This window comes from Arthrobacter sp. DualSoilB13, from assembly GCF_055389195.1.
In genome coordinates, this window is the sequence record NZ_AP035865.1 from 1,491,467 (window position 1) to 1,508,556 (window position 17,090).

Consider the following 17,090-nt stretch of genomic DNA (forward strand, 5'->3'; position numbering starts at 1 on the left):
AGTCCACGTGACCTCGGTCAGCCTGGGAATGCCAGCAGCCCCACCCCCCGTCCTTGCCCCCCGCCGGAAGACCCGGCAGATCAAGGTAGGGTCCGTTGGCGTCGGATCTGACTCGCCCATCAGCGTTCAGTCCATGACAACTACCCCCACCACGGATATCAACGCCACCCTCCAGCAGATCGCTGAACTGACGGCTTCCGGATGCGACATCGTACGCGTTGCCTGCCCGTCTGCCGACGACGCCGAGGCGCTGCCCATCATCGCCCGTAAGTCCCAGATTCCCGTGATCGCGGACATCCACTTCCAGCCGAAGTATGTCTTTGCCGCAATCGAGGCCGGCTGCGCTGCAGTCCGGGTCAACCCGGGCAACATCCGCAAGTTCGATGACCAGGTCAAAGAGATCGCTGCTGCGGCCCGTGACCATGGAACATCCATCCGGATCGGCGTCAACGCAGGCTCCCTCGAACCCGGCATCATGAAGAAGTACGGCAAGGCCACCCCGGAGGCTTTGGTTGAGTCCGCTGTGTGGGAAGCTTCCCTCTTCGAAGAGCACGGTTTCCACGACTTCAAGATTTCCGTCAAGCACAACGACCCCGTGATCATGGTGGCCGCATATGAGATGCTCGCGGAGAAGGGCGACTGGCCCCTGCACCTCGGTGTGACCGAGGCCGGTCCGGCATTCCAGGGCACCATCAAGTCGGCCACGGCCTTCGGTGCGCTCCTGTCGCGCGGCATTGGTGACACCATCCGTGTTTCCCTCTCGGCTCCGCCGGTGGAGGAAATCAAGGTGGGCAACCAGATCCTGCAATCCCTGAACCTGCGCCCGCGCAAGCTCGAGATCGTCTCCTGCCCGTCCTGTGGCCGCGCCCAGGTGGATGTGTACACGCTGGCCGAACAGGTGACCGCAGGGTTGGAAGGCATGGAGATTCCGCTGCGCGTTGCCGTGATGGGTTGCGTCGTCAATGGACCCGGCGAAGCCCGTGAAGCGGACCTCGGTGTGGCCTCCGGAAACGGCAAGGGCCAGATTTTCGTGAAGGGCGAAGTCATTAAGACTGTGCCTGAGAGCGAAATTGTTGAGACACTGATCGAAGAGGCCATGCGCATCGCCGAAGAGATGGGGGAGGCCGATGGCGAAGATGCTGTCAAGGGTAGCCCCGTGGTTAGCGTCTCGTAACGAGAACGGCTTGGGAGTCAGGGTGCTCGGCAGTGCCGACACCCTGGCCCTTCGCGCGCTTGCAAGCGAGGATGCGGTGGCCAACGTATTTATCCTCGCGCACTTGGAAAGTACCGGTTCAGCGGCGCCCACCAGCGGCGGTGCCAGCATTTTCGGAGTTTTTGAAGGCCAAACGCTCCTCGGTGCGTGTTGGGCCGGCGCCAATCTTGTCCCTGTGCAGCTCGATCCCGGCCTTGCAGGGTATGTGGCCACAGCTGCCCACGAAACGGGGCGCCGTTACGCGTCCATTTTCGGTCCGGCCGAAACCGTGATGGCCCTCTATGCGCGATTCGAGCAACTGGGGCATAGTGCCCACGAGGTACGCGCCCAGCAACCATTGCTCACCATTTCAGGTCCTCCCGTTATCGTCGCCAACCCGGCCCTGGCCTTCGGCACCATGGCGGACTTTGATCGCATCCTGCCGGCGTGCGCGGCCATGTTCGAAGAAGAAGTGGGTTACTCTCCCTTCCTTGGAGGGCAGGAGTTCTACAGCAGGCGCGTTGCTGGACTCATTCGGGAGGGCCACTCGCTGGTCCACATTGATGCCAACGGCACTGTGGTCTTCAAAGCCGAGCTGGGGGCGGTCACGCGGGAGGTCACCCAGGTCCAGGGCGTGTGGATGAATCCCGAGCTGCGGGGCCGCGGCCACAGCGGGGGTTACATGGCCGCCGTCGTAAATCTCTCCAGAACCTTCGCGCCCGTGACGAGCCTTTACGTCAATGACTACAACACCAAAGCCCGGGCCACCTATGAGCGGGTGGGCTTCGAACAAGTGGGGACCTTCGCCACCGTGCTTTTCTAAAGTCGATGGGGAATCCAGTATTCTTGTCCATGTTGGCGACCGCCAGCACCGGAACACTTGACTCCATTGGGGAAACGAATGAACAAGAATACGCTGCGCGGTTTCGCCGTGTCGGGGCTGCTGGTCATGGGTCTTACCGCTTGCGGTGGCTCCGGCTCCTCCACGGATGCCGGTCCCGCACCGGCAAATGAAACCTCGGCTCCTACGCCCACTGCGGCAAAGCAGTACACCTCGGCTGAACTTACAGACCTGGTCAAGCAGATCAAGCCAGCTGATGGCTCGGAACTGACTGTTACCGCCATTGACGACCTCGCTGCCCAAGCGAATCCGCTCAAGGAACTCATGGGTTCCATGAACATCGAACCGGCCGAGTGCAAGGATCTGGCCATGTCCGGCGCCTCGCAGTCCATTGAAGGCTCCACCGGCGCCACCGGGGCGAAGGTTGATACCGCAACCGGAAGCGTCTCCAGCGTAGCGTTGGTGTCCGGCGTTCCGGCGGAAACCCTGCAGAAGAGCCTCGAGGGGAGTGAGTCCCAGATCACCACGTGCTCCTCCATGAAGATGACCATGGGCGGCACAGCCTTGAGCATGAAAACCGAGAAGCTTGATGGGGTTGGTTCGGTCCCCGGCACTGTGGGACTTAAAACCACCATGACCCTCCCCGGTGGCCAGGCGCAGTCCACCGTGATGGCTTTCGCCGTCAAGGGCGGCGTGCTGATTTCCGCTACGGCATCGGGCCAGAACGGCGGCACAGACGGGGCAGCTGAGGCCGGCACCCTGATGGACCAGGCCGCGGCACTGGTCAAGTAGCCCTCACAGGCGCCAAGGACATCGTCAGGTGGTGGCTCCCGGGCCGTCCAGCTCTCCCGTAAGGTAGCGCTGGATGGTGGGGGCCACCATCTTTATGACGTCCTCCTTCGCTGCGCCGGCCAGCGGCTCGAGCTTGATGACGTAGCGGACCAGCATCAGGCCAATGACCTGACTGGCCACCAGATTGCTTCGCAGATGCCGTTCTTCCGGCGTGCCCGGCAAGCCTGCAACCACCCGGGACAAGATGACCCGGTTGACCATCTCGCGCATGAGCGCCGTCTTGGACTTGGAGCCCAGGGTTCCCCGGACGTAGGCCACCAATCCGTGCTGAGCGGGGCTTTCCCACAACCGCAGTACAGCCCGGACAATCGCCTCCGCCCTCACTGCAGGGTCCAGGGTTTCGACGCCGGCAAGAACCTCCGCGGGGTCGGCGGGCAATTCCACGCTGGCGGCAAAGAGCTCATCCTTGCCCCCGAAGAAGTGGTGCACCATGGCCGGATCCACGGATGACTCGCGGGCTACTTGCCGCAGGCTTGTCCCTTCGAAGCCTTGCTCGGCAAACAGTCTCCGCGCGGCGGTGAGGATGGCTTCGCGTGAATGGTCTCCTGAGCTGCGGCGGCCCCTGCGCGCCTGGGGGACGCTCATCGGGTTTGTCGTCGGAGGGTCAGGGATGCCAGGACCAGAACTCCCAGAACAATCCCGCCCATGATCAGGGCGTCCTGCCACATGGTGGCTGTTGCGTCCGCATTCTCCGCAACCTCCTTCAACGCATCCACGGAGAAGGTGAGCGGCAGAGCACCGGATATTGCTTCGAGGACCTCGTTCATGTCCTCCCGCGCCACGAACAGTCCGCACAACAGGATCTGCGGGACCACCACCACCGGCATGAACTGCACGGCTTGGAACTCGGTGCGGGCAAAGGCGGAACACAGGAGTCCGAGGGCGACGCCCAGGACGGCGTTGATGACGGCAATCATCACCACCAGGCCGGGGCTTCCCTTGATATCGAGGTCAAAAACCCAGTAGGCCACAGCTGTCGCCACCAGGGACTGCAGGGCCGCCATGATGGAGAAGGCCAGACCATAACCGAAGAGTAGGTCGGCCTTGTGGATGGGCGTGGTCAGGAGGCGCTCCAGAGTCCCGGAGGTGCGTTCCCTAAGCATGGTGATCGATGTGACCAGGAACATGACCACAAAGGGGAAGATGGCCAACATCATCAGGCCGACGCGGTCAAAGGTTCGGGGGAACCCCGGGGGGAGCGTTTCGTTTTCGAAGAGGAAATAGACGGCGGTCAGCAGTAGTGCAGGGACCACGAGGATCAGTGCAACGCTCCGGTGATCGTGCCGCAACTGCCCCAGGACCCGGACGGTGGTGGCAAGGGTCATGCGGACATTCATGACGACACCTGACGTTCTTGCCGGTCGCGGTCAGCGGCTCTGATGATGGTGAGGAACGCCCGCTCCAGATCTTCGCTCTGTCCACGTTCGGCCAGTTCGGCGGGAGTTAGCTGGGCCAGGAGGAGGCCATCACGCAGGAGCAGAAGCGAGGAGCAGTGGGAGGCTTCCTCCATCACGTGACTGGAGACCAGCAGGGTTGTTCCGGCAGCCGCCATGGCCGCAAAGCGCTCCCATAGCTCGGCCCTCAGTACAGGGTCGAGCCCGACAGTGGGCTCATCCAGAACCAACAGTTTCGGGTGGGCCACCAAGGCGCATGCCAGGGAGACCCGGCTGAATTGCCCGCCGGACAGGTCAGCTGCCTTATGGCGGGCAAGTGGTTCGAGCCCGACGGCGGCAATTGCCTCCGCGGTGTCCGCGGCGGTAGCGCCGTGCATGGCGCCAAAGTAGCGCACGTTCGCGTGCACGCTGAGGTCCGGGTAGACGCTGGCACCCTGGGTGACGTATCCGACGTCGTGCCTGAGCGATGCGCTGCCTGCGGGCCTGCCGAGGACGGTCACGGTTCCCTGGGTGATCCGTTGGACTCCGACGATTGCCCGCATGAGTGTTGTCTTGCCGCTGCCGGAAGGGCCCAGGAGTCCTGTGATCCGGCCGGCGTCAACGGTGAAGTCCAGGCCCTTGATGATCTTGCTGCGGGCGCGGTTTATATGAAGCCCCGTTGCCTTTATGGCTGCTGTAAGGGGTGTCATGCGAGCCTCCGATTGGGCACACTTAATTCATCGGATGATGAATTAAACCTAAGACGGGTGGGCAGGGCGGTCAAGGGCACTGCGTGGCGCTGTGGCCCGCCTTGAAAATGTGTCTACGATCACATAGGTTTTTCCCAAGCCGTGTCGTTGGGGTGCGGGTGGTACAGGGGGAATCATGATCAAGACCTTGACGGGCGCCATCGGCGGCCAAGCCATCCGTGAGCTCGGCAGTGACCAATGCTTCCCAGCCGCAGCTGATCCCGTTCCGCTGGAGGGAACGGCGATCTAGTCTCAGGACAGAGTCTGCGGCCGGCCGGCCGCTGAGCCACGCCATCGCAGGATGACCAGCCGGTTGCGGCCAGGGGCTTCCACACGCGACGGCGTGGCTCTTCTGTGTGCCAGCGGACCGGACGCCAATCCGGGCCTGTTCAAGTGGCCGCGCAGTCAGCCGGTAGATTAGTAGACAGTTGTTTTTGCCACATCTGCCATAGAAACGGATACGTACCCGTGGTCCTTCGCCTTTCCCAGCTGTTCCTGCGCACCCTGCGTGAAGATCCCGTCGACGCCGAGGTCGCCAGCCACAAGCTCCTGGTCCGCGCCGGCTACATCCGCCGCGCCGCGCCCGGTATCTACACGTGGTTGCCGCTGGGGCTGAGCGTCCTGCGCAAGGTGGAGGACATCATCCGCCAGGAAATGTCCGCCATCGGAGCACAGGAAGTCCACTTCCCGGCGCTGCTACCCCGCGAACCCTACGAGGCCACCAACCGTTGGACCGAATATGGCGACGGCCTGTTCCGCCTCCAGGACCGTAAGGGGGCGGACTACCTTCTGGCCCCCACGCATGAGGAAATGTTCACGCTCCTGGTCAAGGACCTGTACTCCTCATACAAGGACCTGCCGTTGAGCCTGTACCAGATCCAGAACAAGTACCGTGATGAAGCACGTCCCAGGGCGGGCCTCCTCCGTGGGCGCGAGTTCATCATGAAGGACTCTTACTCCTTCGACATCGATGACGCCGGCCTGGATGCCAGCTACGCCGCACACCGCGCGGCCTACCTGAAGATCTTTGAGCGCCTCGGCTTGGAAGTCATTCCCGTTGCAGCCACGGCGGGGGCCATGGGTGGTTCCAAGAGTGAGGAATTCCTGTTCCCCACCGAGATCGGCGAGGACACGTTCGTGCGCTCGGCCGGCGGCTACTACGCCAACGTCGAAGCCGTGACCACGGTTGTCCCGGACGAGGTCGACTTCAGCAACGCTCCGGCCGCACAGGTCCTGGACACGCCGAACACTCCCACCATCGAGACTCTTGTGGAGGCCGCCAACCAGCTGGCTCCGCGCAGCAAGTCCGACGGCGGCGCATGGACTGCCGCTGACACGCTCAAGAATGTTGTCCTCGCCGTCACGCTGCCCACGGGGGAGCGCCAGATCGTGGTGATCGGCGTTCCAGGAGACCGCGGAGTGGACCTCAAGCGCGTGGAAGCCAACATTGGCTCCCACCTGCCCATCGCCGGTGAAATCGGCCTCGAGGCCGCCAACGAAGAGGACCTCAAGAAGCTGCCGTGGCTGGTCAAGGGTTACATCGGACCCGGCCTGTCCCTCGACGAGCCCGTTCTGGGCCTGGAAGGATCCTCCAAGGTTCTCTTCCTTGTGGATCCCCGCGTCGTCTCCGGCACCAGCTGGGTTACCGGTGCCAACGCTGATGGCAAGCACGTCTTTGGGCTGGTAGCGGGTCGTGATTTCGCGTGGGACGGCGTTATCGAAAGCACCGATGTCCGTGCGGGCGACCCCGCCCCGGACGGTTCAGGACCGCTGGAAACTGCGCGGGGCATCGAAATGGGCCACATCTTCCAGCTCGGCCGCAAGTACGCTGAGGCCTTGGACCTGAAGGTCCTGGACCAGAACGGCAAGCAGCAGGTTGTCACCATGGGCTCCTACGGCGTTGGCGTAACGCGTGCCGTCGCAGCGTTGGCTGAAGCCAACCATGACGACCGTGGTCTCGTGTGGCCGCGCTCGGTGGCTCCGGCCGATGTTCACGTCGTGGCTGTCGGTCGCGGCGATGAGATCTTCGAAGCAGCAGAAAAGCTTTCCCTTGAACTCGAAGCTGCAGGCCTGGACGTCATTTTCGATGACCGTCCCAAGGTTTCGCCCGGTGTGAAGTTCGGCGACGCCGAACTGGTGGGCGTCCCCACCATCCTGGCCGTTGGCCGAGGGCTCGTGGACGGTGTGGTTGAGATCAAGGACCGCCGCAGTGGCGAAGCCGAGAATATCGCGGTGGACAAGGCCGTGGACTACGTGGTCAACGCTGTACGAACCCGGTGATTTCCGGCTTCGAATCGATCCAGCTCACCACCCTCATCCTGATTGTGGTGGCTGGATTCGCAGCAGGCTGGGTGGACGCCGTAGTCGGGGGCGGGGGACTGATCCAGCTCCCCGCCCTGCTGCTGGTTCCAGGTATCACGCCCGTCCAGGCTTTGGCCACGAACAAAATGGGGTCCATTTTCGGGACCACCACCAGCGCGGTCACGTATTATCGCCGCGTCGGGCCGGATCTGAAGACCGCAATTCCCATGGCGGTGATCGCGCTGGCTGGGAGTTTCGGCGGGGCCATTCTCGCTGCCTCCCTGCCTGCCAGCGTTTTCAAGCCCATCATCGTGTTGGCGCTGATCGCAGTCGCCATCTTCACAGCCCTGCGTCCCAGCGCCGGTGAACTGACCGCCCTGCGCCACGACGGCCATAAGCATTACGTGGTGGCGTGCATGATCGGTGCCGTGATCGGCTTTTACGACGGCCTGATCGGTCCGGGTACGGGCTCGTTCCTGGTCATAGCGCTCGTTTCGGCCATGGGTTATGCGTTCCTGGAAGCCAGCGCCAAAGCGAAGATCGTCAACATGGCCACCAATGCCGGCGCGCTGATTTTCTTCCTCCCCCACGGCTCCCTGCTGTGGGGCGTAGGCCTCATCCTTGGCCTGGCCAATATGGCAGGCGGCTACCTCGGTGCCAGGACCGCTGTGGCCAAGGGAAGTAAGTTTGTGCGCCTTGTCTTCCTGATCGTGGTGGCTGCGCTGATCATCAAACTTGGCATTGACGTCTGGAACGAGAACTTCGCAGGGTAGGGCCGCCGCGGCCTAAGTCAGATAAAACTGCCGTTGGCGTTGGCAAGCGTCCTCAAACCGCGGACGACGGCGTGCGGCACCAAAGCGCTCGACGCCGGGTTGCCGAGGGAAGCCTGGTTGGTGACACGTGAGTCGAAGAGCCCCAGGCTCGTCTCGGCCAGGACATGGTGGGTTGTCTGCTTGGCTGCGGGGTCAGCAATCAACACAGCTTCCACCACATCCCAGTCACCGGCTGCCAGCGCCAACGCGGACACCACGTTGGTTGACTTGGGGAAGGCCTTGATCAGCTCGGCCGGTCCGCCCCTCAGGAGTTCAACCGGCCCGGTGGCTTCCAGGAGTGATTCTTTCGTTTCCCCGTCCATCCATGGCTGGATCAAAGCAGCAGGAAGTTTTCGCGATTCCACGGTGATGCGATAAATGGTTCCGCCCGCGGAGGCCGCTGTGATCGCATCCAGGCCGCCTAGCGCACCGGTTGTCAGGAACGTTCGGCCTGGACCGTCGTCGAGCAGTGTTTTCCTCAGCGAGGCCTCACATAAGGCTCCGATCGACGTGACCAGAAAGTCCTTCCCGGCCGAAATACTCCGGGGACCGAACTCGGCGACTGCTGCGACACCGGCGCACTCCACCACCACGTCAGCTACGTCCATGGCTTCTTCGAAGCTGAAACCTGTCCTGGGTTTCCCGTGGGGAACAACACCGGCGAGTTCGATGCCTGGGGCGGTCCCGGCGTCGAGCAGTTCCGCCACCCGCGATCCAATGGCGCCCGAACCAATGAGAGCAACTTTCAGGACCACGGTGTCAGGCTGCTTCGCCGGGGTCGGGGAGATCGTGTGCCCGGGGAAGGGCGTCGAGCCTGTGGCCGGCCAGGGTGCTTGCGACCCACAGGGAACGGGCAAGATCACCGGAGTGCCGCGGTTTTGCTGCATACCATAAAGCGTTCTGCACCTCACGGGCTATGCTCCATTGCCGTGCAACGTCGGGATCCAATCCAGCGGCACGGCTGAAGTCCTGGCACCGCTCCAGCAGCCCGGCCTCCGGATCCGTCCGCGAAAGATCGCGGATGCGGTTCCACAGGATCGGGGCGACGGCGAACTCGGCCTCCCCAATCTGTGGTTGCGGATCAATAGCCAGATAGTCGCCGCGCAGGGACAGCTTTTCGGCGCTGGTAGTGGCAAGAATATTCATGAAATGCAGGTCAGTGTGCACCAGGACATCCTTGCCTGAACGGCGCCCTACGGCCCCACGCGTCTGGCAGACCTCCAGTGCCGCTTCCAGCAACCATCGAGGGAAGGGACGGTCCAGGCGGTCCCATTCGGCAGGCAGTTCATCGCTCCATCGCTCGGCGGTTGCGGCGACGTGGTCCAAAACCCGCCACTCCACCCTTTCGTCCGGTTGGATCGAGAGCTCGCGCATAATGGCCCCCCATGCGTCCCTGGCTTCGTCCAGAGGGGCGTCCTGGAGCCAACGGGAGGCGTCCAGGCGTTCGAGCAGCATGGTGCAACTGGCATCGTCCGAGGCCAGGAGGCGGACAGCGCCCCGGCCACTCCAGAGGGCCAGTGCATAGCGCTCCACCAGTGCTTCTTCGTGGGGATAAGCGATCTTTAGCGCTGCAGGGGTGGAGCCTTGAACAACTGGCACCACCAAGGCTCCGTGGCCATTCCAAGGCCCATCGCCTGGCACCAAATCCACTGAGAGCCCCCAACGGTCCAATGCCTCGGAGATGAGCCCCGGGAGGCTTGCGAGCCAATCCCTGCCCGCGGAGTCGCGGTTGTACCGGGCGTGGAGGTCGCCCGGTATGGGAATCATCGCGTGAAGGTTCACGGCAACAGCCTAACTCCGCACTGCCACGCGTCCCTTAGAAAACGCCGCTGGCCCCCAACAGGGTACCGATGGAGAACGTGGCAGCCAGCGCGAGGGCCCCGCCCAGCACCACCCGGACCGCTGCACGGACGCGGGAAGCACCGCCGAGCCACGCACCAACCGCGCCAGTGATCGCCAAGGCAAGCAGGACTGCGACGAACGTTAGGGGAACCCGCATCCCGGGTGGCGGCAGCAAGATGGCCAGCATGGGAAGAATCGCTCCCAAAGTGAACGCTACGGCCGAAGCAAAGGCTGCGTTCCAAGGGCTGACGATGTCATCTTCATGGATATTGAGCTCGGCCGAGAGGTGTGCGGCCAAGGCGTCGTGCTCGGTCAGCTCCTGTGCAACGGTCCGGGCGGTCTCTGCACTGAGCCCTTTGGACTCGTAGATCGCGGCCAACTCGTTGAGCTCATCTTCCGGCTGCTCCGCCAGCTCACGTTTTTCTTTTTCAATGAGGGCTTTCTGGGTGTCACTTTGGCTGCTGACAGACACGTACTCGCCCAAAGCCATGGAGATGGCGCCACCCACCAGGCCAGCGGCACCCGCGGAGAGAATCAGGCCGGTGTTGGTGGTGGCACCGGCAACGCCCACCACGATTGCCGCGACGGACACGATGCCGTCATTGGCGCCCAGGACGCCCGCCCGCAGCCAGTTCAGCCGATGTGCCAGATCGTCCCGGTGGGGTTCATTTTCATGCGTGGTGGCAGTTTCCGTGGAAGCCATGCATCAAGCCAAGCACCGGCAGGCGGTCCTGACCAGCATGGATAGGCTCGCCTATCCGCCCTGGGAAGCTGGCGTGCTAGTGGGCGTAGGCAACGAAGGCAGTTCGCCGGCGTCGAGCATGAGTCCCGGCAGCGCAGGCAGCTGCGCGCCCCAAGCGAGGCTCCTGCGGGCGGCTGCCACCAGGCTGTCCAGGGCCCATGTGCGGGTCTCGCCCGTGGACAGGGCAACAAGGTCACCGAATCGAGGCAGCGAGGCAAGCTCTACCGAGCCAAGGAATGTAGCGGGATCCTGAGTGAAAGTATCCGGCAGCCGGTAGCCCGCCTCGCCCGTGGGTGCATCCGCGCAGTTGGCGCTGGTGACTGCTTCAGCCTCCCGGAGGAGCGCCTGGTGAACTTGCAAGTGCTTGGCAGCGGCCGCCGACTTCGTCTCGTCCAGCCTCTTCAAGGCCACTTGGTATACGTAGATCGCCTCCTGCTGTGAGCGAACAACCGCAGCCAGGGCTGTGTCAGTGGTCGCGGACATCGGCTCCGGGGTGGGGTTTGCAGAGGGGCATGAGGCAGCCAAAGGTGTCGCCGTGGGGGCCTTGGTCTCCGACGCCCGTGTCTGCTCCGGCAGGGGCAACTGCCATTCGGCAGCCAACTTTTCGGCCTGCAGCACCTGCGCGGTTCCGACGGCGGCGAGCAGCCGGGCGATCCCGCCGTCGGCCTTGCGCGCGTCGTCCAAGCGCTTCCAGCCGCTGCCGGCCAGCCCGGCCAGGAAGGACGCACGGCTGCTTTGTTCCGCTGCAGCCGAGGACTGACGGGGTGAGGGGGCTGCCCCTGACAGGGTGGCACTGGATGTCGTTCCGCGAGGGTCGAATAAGGCCTGAGCGTGGGTTGTCAGCAAAGTCACAGCGCTGCCGGACATGGGCTTTCCGGCCTCGGGAGCCGCGGACTCCGCCAGCGTCGTGGCCGATTCCCGCAGCAGCAGCGTGTCCTCCAACGCCGTCAAACGTGCTGTTTCGGTGAACGAGACAGCCGGGGGAGTGCCGGAATCACGCGGAAGAAGGACCATTCCGGTGCCTGCAACAAGCAGTGCCACCACGGCAACCAGTAAAACCCGGCCCCAAGGTGGTGTTCGTCGTTTTTCGCTTGTTTCCCCGTTCACAACAGACCATGGTGTCACGTGGATGAGGAAGTCCGTGCACCATGTTCCCGGGAAAATCGTTAGGCTAGTAGTCACAACAACATCTATCGGGAGGCGGCGGGCAACGTGAGTGACTCGGAAGCCACGACTTCAACAGACCGTTCTGAATCGAACTCAACGGCCACCATCCACAACCCGGAAGAGAGCAGGCTTAGGGCGCTGCTTGAACCGGCTGTCCTTGCCAACAGGCTCTACCTCGAGGATGTTTCCATCCACGTTGCCGGTTCACACCGCACGGTCCACGTCGTGGTGGACCTTCCCCAGGAAGAGACCGGAGGCGTCAGCCTTGACGCCATCGCAGAGGTCTCACGCGGACTGTCCGATATTCTGGACAACGATCCCCATGACGACGGCCGTCCCTACGACCTTGAGGTTTCATCCCCTGGAGTAAGCCGTCCTTTGACCGAACCGCGTCACTGGCACCGCGCCCGCGGCCGTATGGTCAGGGTCAACGTCATCCAGGGAGAAAACCTTCTGGGCCGCATTACCTCCGTGGGGGAAGATGCTGTGACGCTCATCCCCGAGCATGAGGTCAAGAAGGGCATGAAGCCCAAGCAGGGCGAACCCATCACTATTCCTTTCGACAGGATCCGCCAAGGAAAAGTCGAGATTGAATTCAGCCACCTCCACGAGGCTGCGCTGGAAGACGAGCACAACGGACCTTCCGAGGAGGCCTAATGGATATTGACATGAGCGCACTGAGACTCCTGGAGCGTGAGCGTGAAATCCCGCTGGATCTCCTGATTCCCACCATCGAACAAGCGCTGCTGGTGGCGTACCACAAGACGCCCGGCGCCTTCGAAAAGGCCCGTGCCGAGTTGGACCGCAAGAGCGGTCACGTGACCATTTGGGCTACGGAAATCGACGACGACGGTGAGCCCATCGGCGAGTTCGAAGACACCCCTGCCGGTTTTGGCCGCATCGCCGCCAGCACGGCCCGCCAGATCATTCTGCAGCGTCTTCGCGACGTGGAAGACGACAACGTGCTGGGCGAGTTCAAAGGCCGTGAAGGCGAACTTGTGGCCGGCATGATCCAGCAGGGCAACAACCCGCACATGATTCAGGTCAACCTCGGATCCGTGGAAGCATTGCTGCCCCCGCCCGAGCAAGTCCCCGGTGAGAAGTACCTCCACGGAAGCCGCTTGCGTGCTTTTGTGGTGGACGTCCACCGCGGCGCCAAGGGTCCGTCCATCACTTTGTCCCGTTCGCACCCCGGGCTGGTCCGCAAGTTGTTCGAAATGGAAGTTCCGGAAATTGCGGATCACTCTGTGGAGATCGTCGCACTGGCCCGTGAAGCCGGCCACCGTACCAAGATCGCGGTCAAGGCCAACACTGCCGGCATCAACGCCAAGGGTGCATGCATCGGCGAAATGGGTTCCCGCGTCCGGGCAGTCATGACCGAACTCAACGACGAAAAGATCGACATCGTTGACTTCAGCGACGACCCCGCAACCTTCATTGCCAACTCCTTGTCGCCGTCGCGAGTGAATTCCGTCACTATCACGGACGAAGCAACCCGCTCGGCCCGCGTAGTAGTGCCCGACTACCAGCTTTCCCTGGCGATCGGCAAAGAGGGCCAGAACGCGCGGCTCGCAGCCAAGCTGACTGGCTGGCGCATCGATATCATCTCCGATGCCGCTCCCGCTAAGGCTGACTAGCTCTTGAACCGGCGGTTGTGCCGCCGGTTTAGCGCCGCCCTGGCGGCATCCTTGGTTTCGGGAGACCGGGGCAGGGGGGCTAGACTAGATGGAACCGGGCTTACGTCCGGTATCCGCGCGCTTTGGCGTGCCTCAGCTGCATGCGCAGGACCGGGGCCCGTCGGGTGCCAGTAGCGTAAGGCAGGTTGGACACGTCGTGGCTGAACTGCTTGAACATGGCCATGGGCCTGTTCGCACGTGCATCGGATGCCGGAAGCAAGGCTCCCGGTCCGAGCTTGTCCGGCTGGTCGCCCAAGGCAGCGGTTCTTCCGCAGTCCTGGTCGACGTTCGACGCCGGATGGCTGGCAGGGGTGCATGGCTTCACCCCAGCGAAAAGTGCTTGACATTGGCAATCAAGCGGCGAGCTTTCGGAAGGGCCCTTGCGGGTGCTTCCGATGCAGGCGCCGTGGAACGATACCTGATGTCCGGTGCGCCCCTTGTGGAGGCCCAGGCCGCCGCAGGAAAACCGTCCAAACCTGAAAGCGGGTCAGAAAACTGATGGAAACCCGATGAGTTCCCAGCGATGAGTGCGTAACGATGACAACTTTGTTGCGCTCTGCAATGGGCCTTTCAATCGCGCAAGCGGCGAAGGCCCGCAGTAAGAAGTAGACGGTTCGTGCCTGGCTCGGTGCGGACCGAGACAGGAGAAATGTGGCCAAGGTCCGCGTACATGAGCTCGCCAAAGAGCTCGGTATTACTTCCAAAGATGCAGTAACCAAACTGCAGGAATTGGGCGAATTCGTTCGCTCCGCCTCGTCAACAATTGAGGCCCCCGTCGTGAAGAAGCTTCGCGACGCATACCCGGGTGCCGGCGCTGCCAAGGCCGCCGCTCCCGCAGCAGCTCCGGCGGCAAACCGCCCAGCAGCATCCCGTCCGGCCGCTCCGGCACCGGGTCCTGCAGCTCCGAAGGCTCCGGCCCCGGCCCCTGCAGCCCCCGCTCCGGCAGCCCCTGCGGCTGCTGCACCGGCAGCTCCTGCAACACCGTCAGCACCTGCCCCGGCAGCACCTGCAGCTCCTGCTGCGTCCACTCCGGTTTCGGCCAAGCCTGGCGCCCGTCCTGCCCCCAAGGCAGAGACTCCGGCTCCGGCACGTCAAGGTGGCCAGGCTCCGCGTCCCGGCGGTCCCCGTCCGGGCAACAACCCGTTCGCTACGTCCCAGGGCATGCCCCGCGGCCGTGGTGGCGACGGAGACCGTCCGCCGCGTCCGGGCAACAACCCGTTCGCACCGTCCCAGGGCATGCCCCGAGGCGAACGCCGTAACGACGGCGAACGCCCCGGCGGTCCCCGTCCCGCAGCTGGTACGGGTGGACCCCGTCCCGCAGCAGGTACCGGTGGTCCCCGTCCGGGCGCTCCGCGTCCCGGTGCACCCCGTCCGGGCGCTCCGCGTCCCGCTGGCGGTCCCGGTGCAGGAAACCGTCCTACTCCGGGCATGATGCCCAACCGCACTGAGCGTCCGGCTCCCGGTGGCGCAGGCCGTCCGGGTGGCGCAGGCCGTCCCGGTGGCGGACCCGGCCGTCCCGGTGGCGCACCTGGTGCAGGTACCGGTGGCGGAGCTCCCGCCGGCGGTGGCTTCGGCAAGGGTGGCCGCGGTCGCGGTGGCACCCAGGGCGCGTTCGGCAAGGGCGGCGCCGGTCGTGGCAAGCAGCGCAAGTCCAAGCGTGCAAAGCGCCAGGAACTGGAGCAGATGAGTGCTCCGTCGCTGGGCGGCGTATCGGTACCCCGCGGTGATGGCGAGACCATCATCCGCCTGCGTCGTGGCTCGTCCATCACGGACTTTGCCGAGAAGATCGATGCAAACCCCGCGTCGCTGGTGACCGTGCTGTTCCACCTCGGTGAAATGGCAACGGCGACGCAGTCCCTCGACGAAGACACCTTTGGCCTGCTTGGCGCCGAACTTGGCTACAAGCTCCAGGTTGTTTCCCCTGAGGATGAAGAGCGCGAGCTGCTCGATCAGTTCGACATCAACATCCAGGACGAACTCGACGCCGAAGGTGACGACGTTCTCGAGGCCCGCGCACCGGTTGTTACCGTCATGGGCCACGTTGACCACGGTAAGACCCGCCTGTTGGACGCCATCCGCAACTCGAACGTTGTGGCCGGCGAGCACGGTGGAATCACTCAGCACATCGGTGCTTACCAGATCAGCCACGTCCACGAGGGCACGGCCCGCGACATCACCTTCATTGACACCCCCGGTCACGAGGCCTTCACGGCCATGCGTGCACGTGGTGCCAAGGTCACTGACATCGCCATCCTGGTTGTTGCAGCCGACGACGGCGTTATGCCGCAGACGGTGGAAGCACTCAACCACGCCCAGGCAGCCAACGTGCCGATCGTCGTCGCAGTGAACAAGATCGACAAGGAAGGCGCCAACCCTGACAAGGTCAAGGGCCAGCTGACCGAGTACGGCCTGGTTCCGGAAGAATATGGTGGCGACACCATGTTCGTTGAGGTCTCTGCCCGCCAGAACCTGAACATCGACGAACTGATCGACGCCGTTCTGCTGACGGCCGACGCTGCCCTGGACCTGCGCGCCAACCCGGACAAGGACGCTCGAGGCATTGCCATCGAAGCGAACCTGGACAAGGGCCGCGGTGCTGTTGCCACCGTCCTGGTTCAGTCCGGTACCTTGGCAGTGGGCGACACGATCGTTGCCGGTACGGCTCACGGCCGCGTCCGCGCCATGTTCGACGAGAACGGCGAGGCACTCGATGTCGCACTGCCGTCCCGCCCGGTTCAGGTCCTCGGTCTGTCCAACGTGCCGCGTGCAGGTGACACCTTCCTGGTGACACCTGACGAGCGTACGGCCCGCCAGATCGCTGAGAAGCGTGAAGCTGCCGACCGCAACGCCGCACTGGCCAAGCGCCGCAAGCGCATCAGCCTGGAAGACTTTGACCAGGCCGTTGCCGAAGGCAAGATCGACACCCTTAACCTCATTCTCAAGGGTGACGTGTCCGGTGCCGTTGAAGCCCTCGAAGACGCCTTGCTCAAGATCGACGTCGGAGACGACGACGTTCAGCTTCGTGTCATCCACCGCGGTGTGGGTGCCATCACGCAGAACGACGTCAACCTGGCCACGGTTGACAACGCCATCATCATTGGCTTCAACGTCAAGCCGGCCGAGCGTGTTGCTGAACTGGCCGATCGTGAAGGCGTGGACATGCGCTTCTACTCGGTCATCTACGCAGCAATCGATGACATCGAGATGGCTCTCAAGGGCATGCTCAAGCCGGAATACGAAGAGGTCCAGCTCGGTACCGCCGAGGTTCGCGAAGTCTTCCGTTCTTCCAAGTTCGGAAACATCGCCGGTTCGATCGTCCGCACTGGCATCATCCGCCGTAACTCCAAGGCACGTGTCAGCCGCGACGGCAAGGTCATCGGTGACAACCTCACCGTTGAGACGCTCAAGCGCTTCAAGGATGACGCCACCGAAGTCCGTACCGACTTCGAGTGTGGTATCGGTCTTGGCTCCTTCAATGACATCACTGAAGGCGACATCATCGAGACCTTCGAAATGCGCGAAAAGCCGCGTAACTAGGTTCCG

General features: G+C 63.4%; 17 protein-coding genes. 9 read left to right on the forward strand and 8 right to left on the reverse strand.

The annotated features are described in order from the left end of the window. The first annotated feature begins 7 nt into the window (after positions 1-7). The 3 genes from ispG (at position 8) to ACZ5J0_RS06935 (ending at position 2,825) form a co-directional block, all read left to right on the forward strand. On the forward strand, positions 8-1,174 hold the full coding sequence (gene ispG, locus ACZ5J0_RS06925; RefSeq protein ID WP_011774258.1) for a flavodoxin-dependent (E)-4-hydroxy-3-methylbut-2-enyl-diphosphate synthase: 1,167 nt from the start codon (positions 8-10) through the stop codon (positions 1,172-1,174). Then, positions 1,137-2,015 carry a GNAT family N-acetyltransferase gene (locus ACZ5J0_RS06930; protein WP_142939696.1) on the forward strand — a complete coding sequence of 293 codons (879 nt, stop codon included), beginning with the start codon at positions 1,137-1,139 and terminating at the stop codon, positions 2,013-2,015. Before ispG ends, ACZ5J0_RS06930 begins: the two co-directional genes overlap by 38 nt. Before the next feature lie 78 nt (positions 2,016-2,093). Continuing rightward, the gene (locus ACZ5J0_RS06935; RefSeq protein ID WP_464094474.1) at positions 2,094-2,825 is read left to right on the forward strand and encodes a hypothetical protein; all 732 of its coding nucleotides are present in this window, start codon (positions 2,094-2,096) and stop codon (positions 2,823-2,825) included. Between the two features lie 24 nt (positions 2,826-2,849). On the opposite strand, the gene ACZ5J0_RS06940 is transcribed toward ACZ5J0_RS06935, so the two are convergent. Genes ACZ5J0_RS06940 through ACZ5J0_RS06950 form a run of 3 tightly spaced genes read right to left on the reverse strand, consistent with a single transcriptional unit; the run spans position 2,850 to position 4,968 of the window. Beyond that, positions 2,850-3,470: a TetR/AcrR family transcriptional regulator gene (locus tag ACZ5J0_RS06940; protein ID WP_142939670.1), complete on the reverse strand. Its 621-nt coding sequence runs from the start codon at positions 3,468-3,470 to the stop codon at positions 2,850-2,852. Then, complete coding sequence (locus ACZ5J0_RS06945; protein WP_142939669.1) at positions 3,467-4,210, reverse strand: ABC transporter permease; 744 nt, start codon at positions 4,208-4,210, stop codon at positions 3,467-3,469. The genes ACZ5J0_RS06940 and ACZ5J0_RS06945 overlap by 4 nt, the downstream gene beginning before the upstream one ends. 8 nt (positions 4,211-4,218) lie before the next feature. Further along, positions 4,219-4,968 carry an ABC transporter ATP-binding protein gene (locus ACZ5J0_RS06950; RefSeq protein WP_223942213.1) on the reverse strand — a complete coding sequence of 250 codons (750 nt, stop codon included), beginning with the start codon at positions 4,966-4,968 and terminating at the stop codon, positions 4,219-4,221. A 507-nt stretch (positions 4,969-5,475) separates the two neighbouring features. Here ACZ5J0_RS06950 and ACZ5J0_RS06955 point away from each other — a divergent pair. Together ACZ5J0_RS06955 and ACZ5J0_RS06960 are read left to right on the forward strand one after the other, a co-directional pair. Continuing rightward, a complete protein-coding gene (locus tag ACZ5J0_RS06955; protein ID WP_464094475.1) occupies positions 5,476-7,287 on the forward strand; it encodes a proline--tRNA ligase in 1,812 nt (603 codons plus the stop codon). Further along, positions 7,284-8,081 (forward strand): sulfite exporter TauE/SafE family protein, encoded by a 798-nt coding sequence (locus ACZ5J0_RS06960; protein ID WP_166842835.1) that lies wholly within the window; start codon positions 7,284-7,286, stop codon positions 8,079-8,081. The genes ACZ5J0_RS06955 and ACZ5J0_RS06960 overlap by 4 nt, the downstream gene beginning before the upstream one ends. 17 nt (positions 8,082-8,098) lie before the next feature. On the opposite strand, the gene ACZ5J0_RS06965 is transcribed toward ACZ5J0_RS06960, so the two are convergent. Genes ACZ5J0_RS06965 through ACZ5J0_RS06980 form a run of 4 tightly spaced genes read right to left on the reverse strand, consistent with a single transcriptional unit; the run spans position 8,099 to position 11,886 of the window. Continuing rightward, positions 8,099-8,875: an aspartate dehydrogenase domain-containing protein gene (locus ACZ5J0_RS06965; RefSeq protein WP_464094476.1), complete on the reverse strand. Its 777-nt coding sequence runs from the start codon at positions 8,873-8,875 to the stop codon at positions 8,099-8,101. A 4-nt stretch (positions 8,876-8,879) separates the two neighbouring features. Then, on the reverse strand, positions 8,880-9,902 hold the full coding sequence (locus ACZ5J0_RS06970) for an aminoglycoside phosphotransferase family protein (protein WP_464094477.1): 1,023 nt from the start codon (positions 9,900-9,902) through the stop codon (positions 8,880-8,882). Positions 9,903-9,936: 34 nt separating this feature from the next. Continuing rightward, the gene (locus tag ACZ5J0_RS06975; RefSeq protein WP_250819898.1) at positions 9,937-10,665 is read right to left on the reverse strand and encodes a VIT1/CCC1 transporter family protein; all 729 of its coding nucleotides are present in this window, start codon (positions 10,663-10,665) and stop codon (positions 9,937-9,939) included. Between the two features lie 51 nt (positions 10,666-10,716). Then, positions 10,717-11,886, reverse strand: a complete 1,170-nt coding sequence (locus tag ACZ5J0_RS06980) for a DUF4439 domain-containing protein (RefSeq protein ID WP_464097217.1) — start codon at positions 11,884-11,886, stop codon at positions 10,717-10,719. 30 nt (positions 11,887-11,916) lie between these two features. Between ACZ5J0_RS06980 and rimP the strand changes: the two genes are divergently transcribed. Together rimP and nusA are read left to right on the forward strand one after the other, a co-directional pair. After that, the gene (rimP, locus tag ACZ5J0_RS06985; protein WP_166842831.1) at positions 11,917-12,528 is read left to right on the forward strand and encodes a ribosome maturation factor RimP; all 612 of its coding nucleotides are present in this window, start codon (positions 11,917-11,919) and stop codon (positions 12,526-12,528) included. Then, a complete protein-coding gene (gene nusA / locus ACZ5J0_RS06990; protein WP_142939661.1) occupies positions 12,528-13,508 on the forward strand; it encodes a transcription termination factor NusA in 981 nt (326 codons plus the stop codon). Before rimP ends, nusA begins: the two co-directional genes overlap by 1 nt. A gap of 100 nt (positions 13,509-13,608) precedes the next feature. Here nusA and ACZ5J0_RS06995 read toward each other — a convergent pair whose 3' ends face one another. Beyond that, positions 13,609-13,803 carry a hypothetical protein gene (locus tag ACZ5J0_RS06995; protein ID WP_243753398.1) on the reverse strand — a complete coding sequence of 65 codons (195 nt, stop codon included), beginning with the start codon at positions 13,801-13,803 and terminating at the stop codon, positions 13,609-13,611. Between ACZ5J0_RS06995 and ACZ5J0_RS07000 the strand changes: the two genes are divergently transcribed. Both ACZ5J0_RS07000 and infB read left to right on the forward strand, forming a co-directional pair. Further along, on the forward strand, positions 13,792-14,046 hold the full coding sequence (locus tag ACZ5J0_RS07000; protein ID WP_464094705.1) for a YlxR family protein: 255 nt from the start codon (positions 13,792-13,794) through the stop codon (positions 14,044-14,046). The two genes, ACZ5J0_RS06995 and ACZ5J0_RS07000, sit on opposite strands and share 12 nt — an antisense overlap. A gap of 152 nt (positions 14,047-14,198) precedes the next feature. Further along, on the forward strand, positions 14,199-17,084 hold the full coding sequence (gene infB, locus ACZ5J0_RS07005) for a translation initiation factor IF-2 (protein ID WP_166842829.1): 2,886 nt from the start codon (positions 14,199-14,201) through the stop codon (positions 17,082-17,084). Positions 17,085-17,090: the final 6 nt, after the last annotated feature.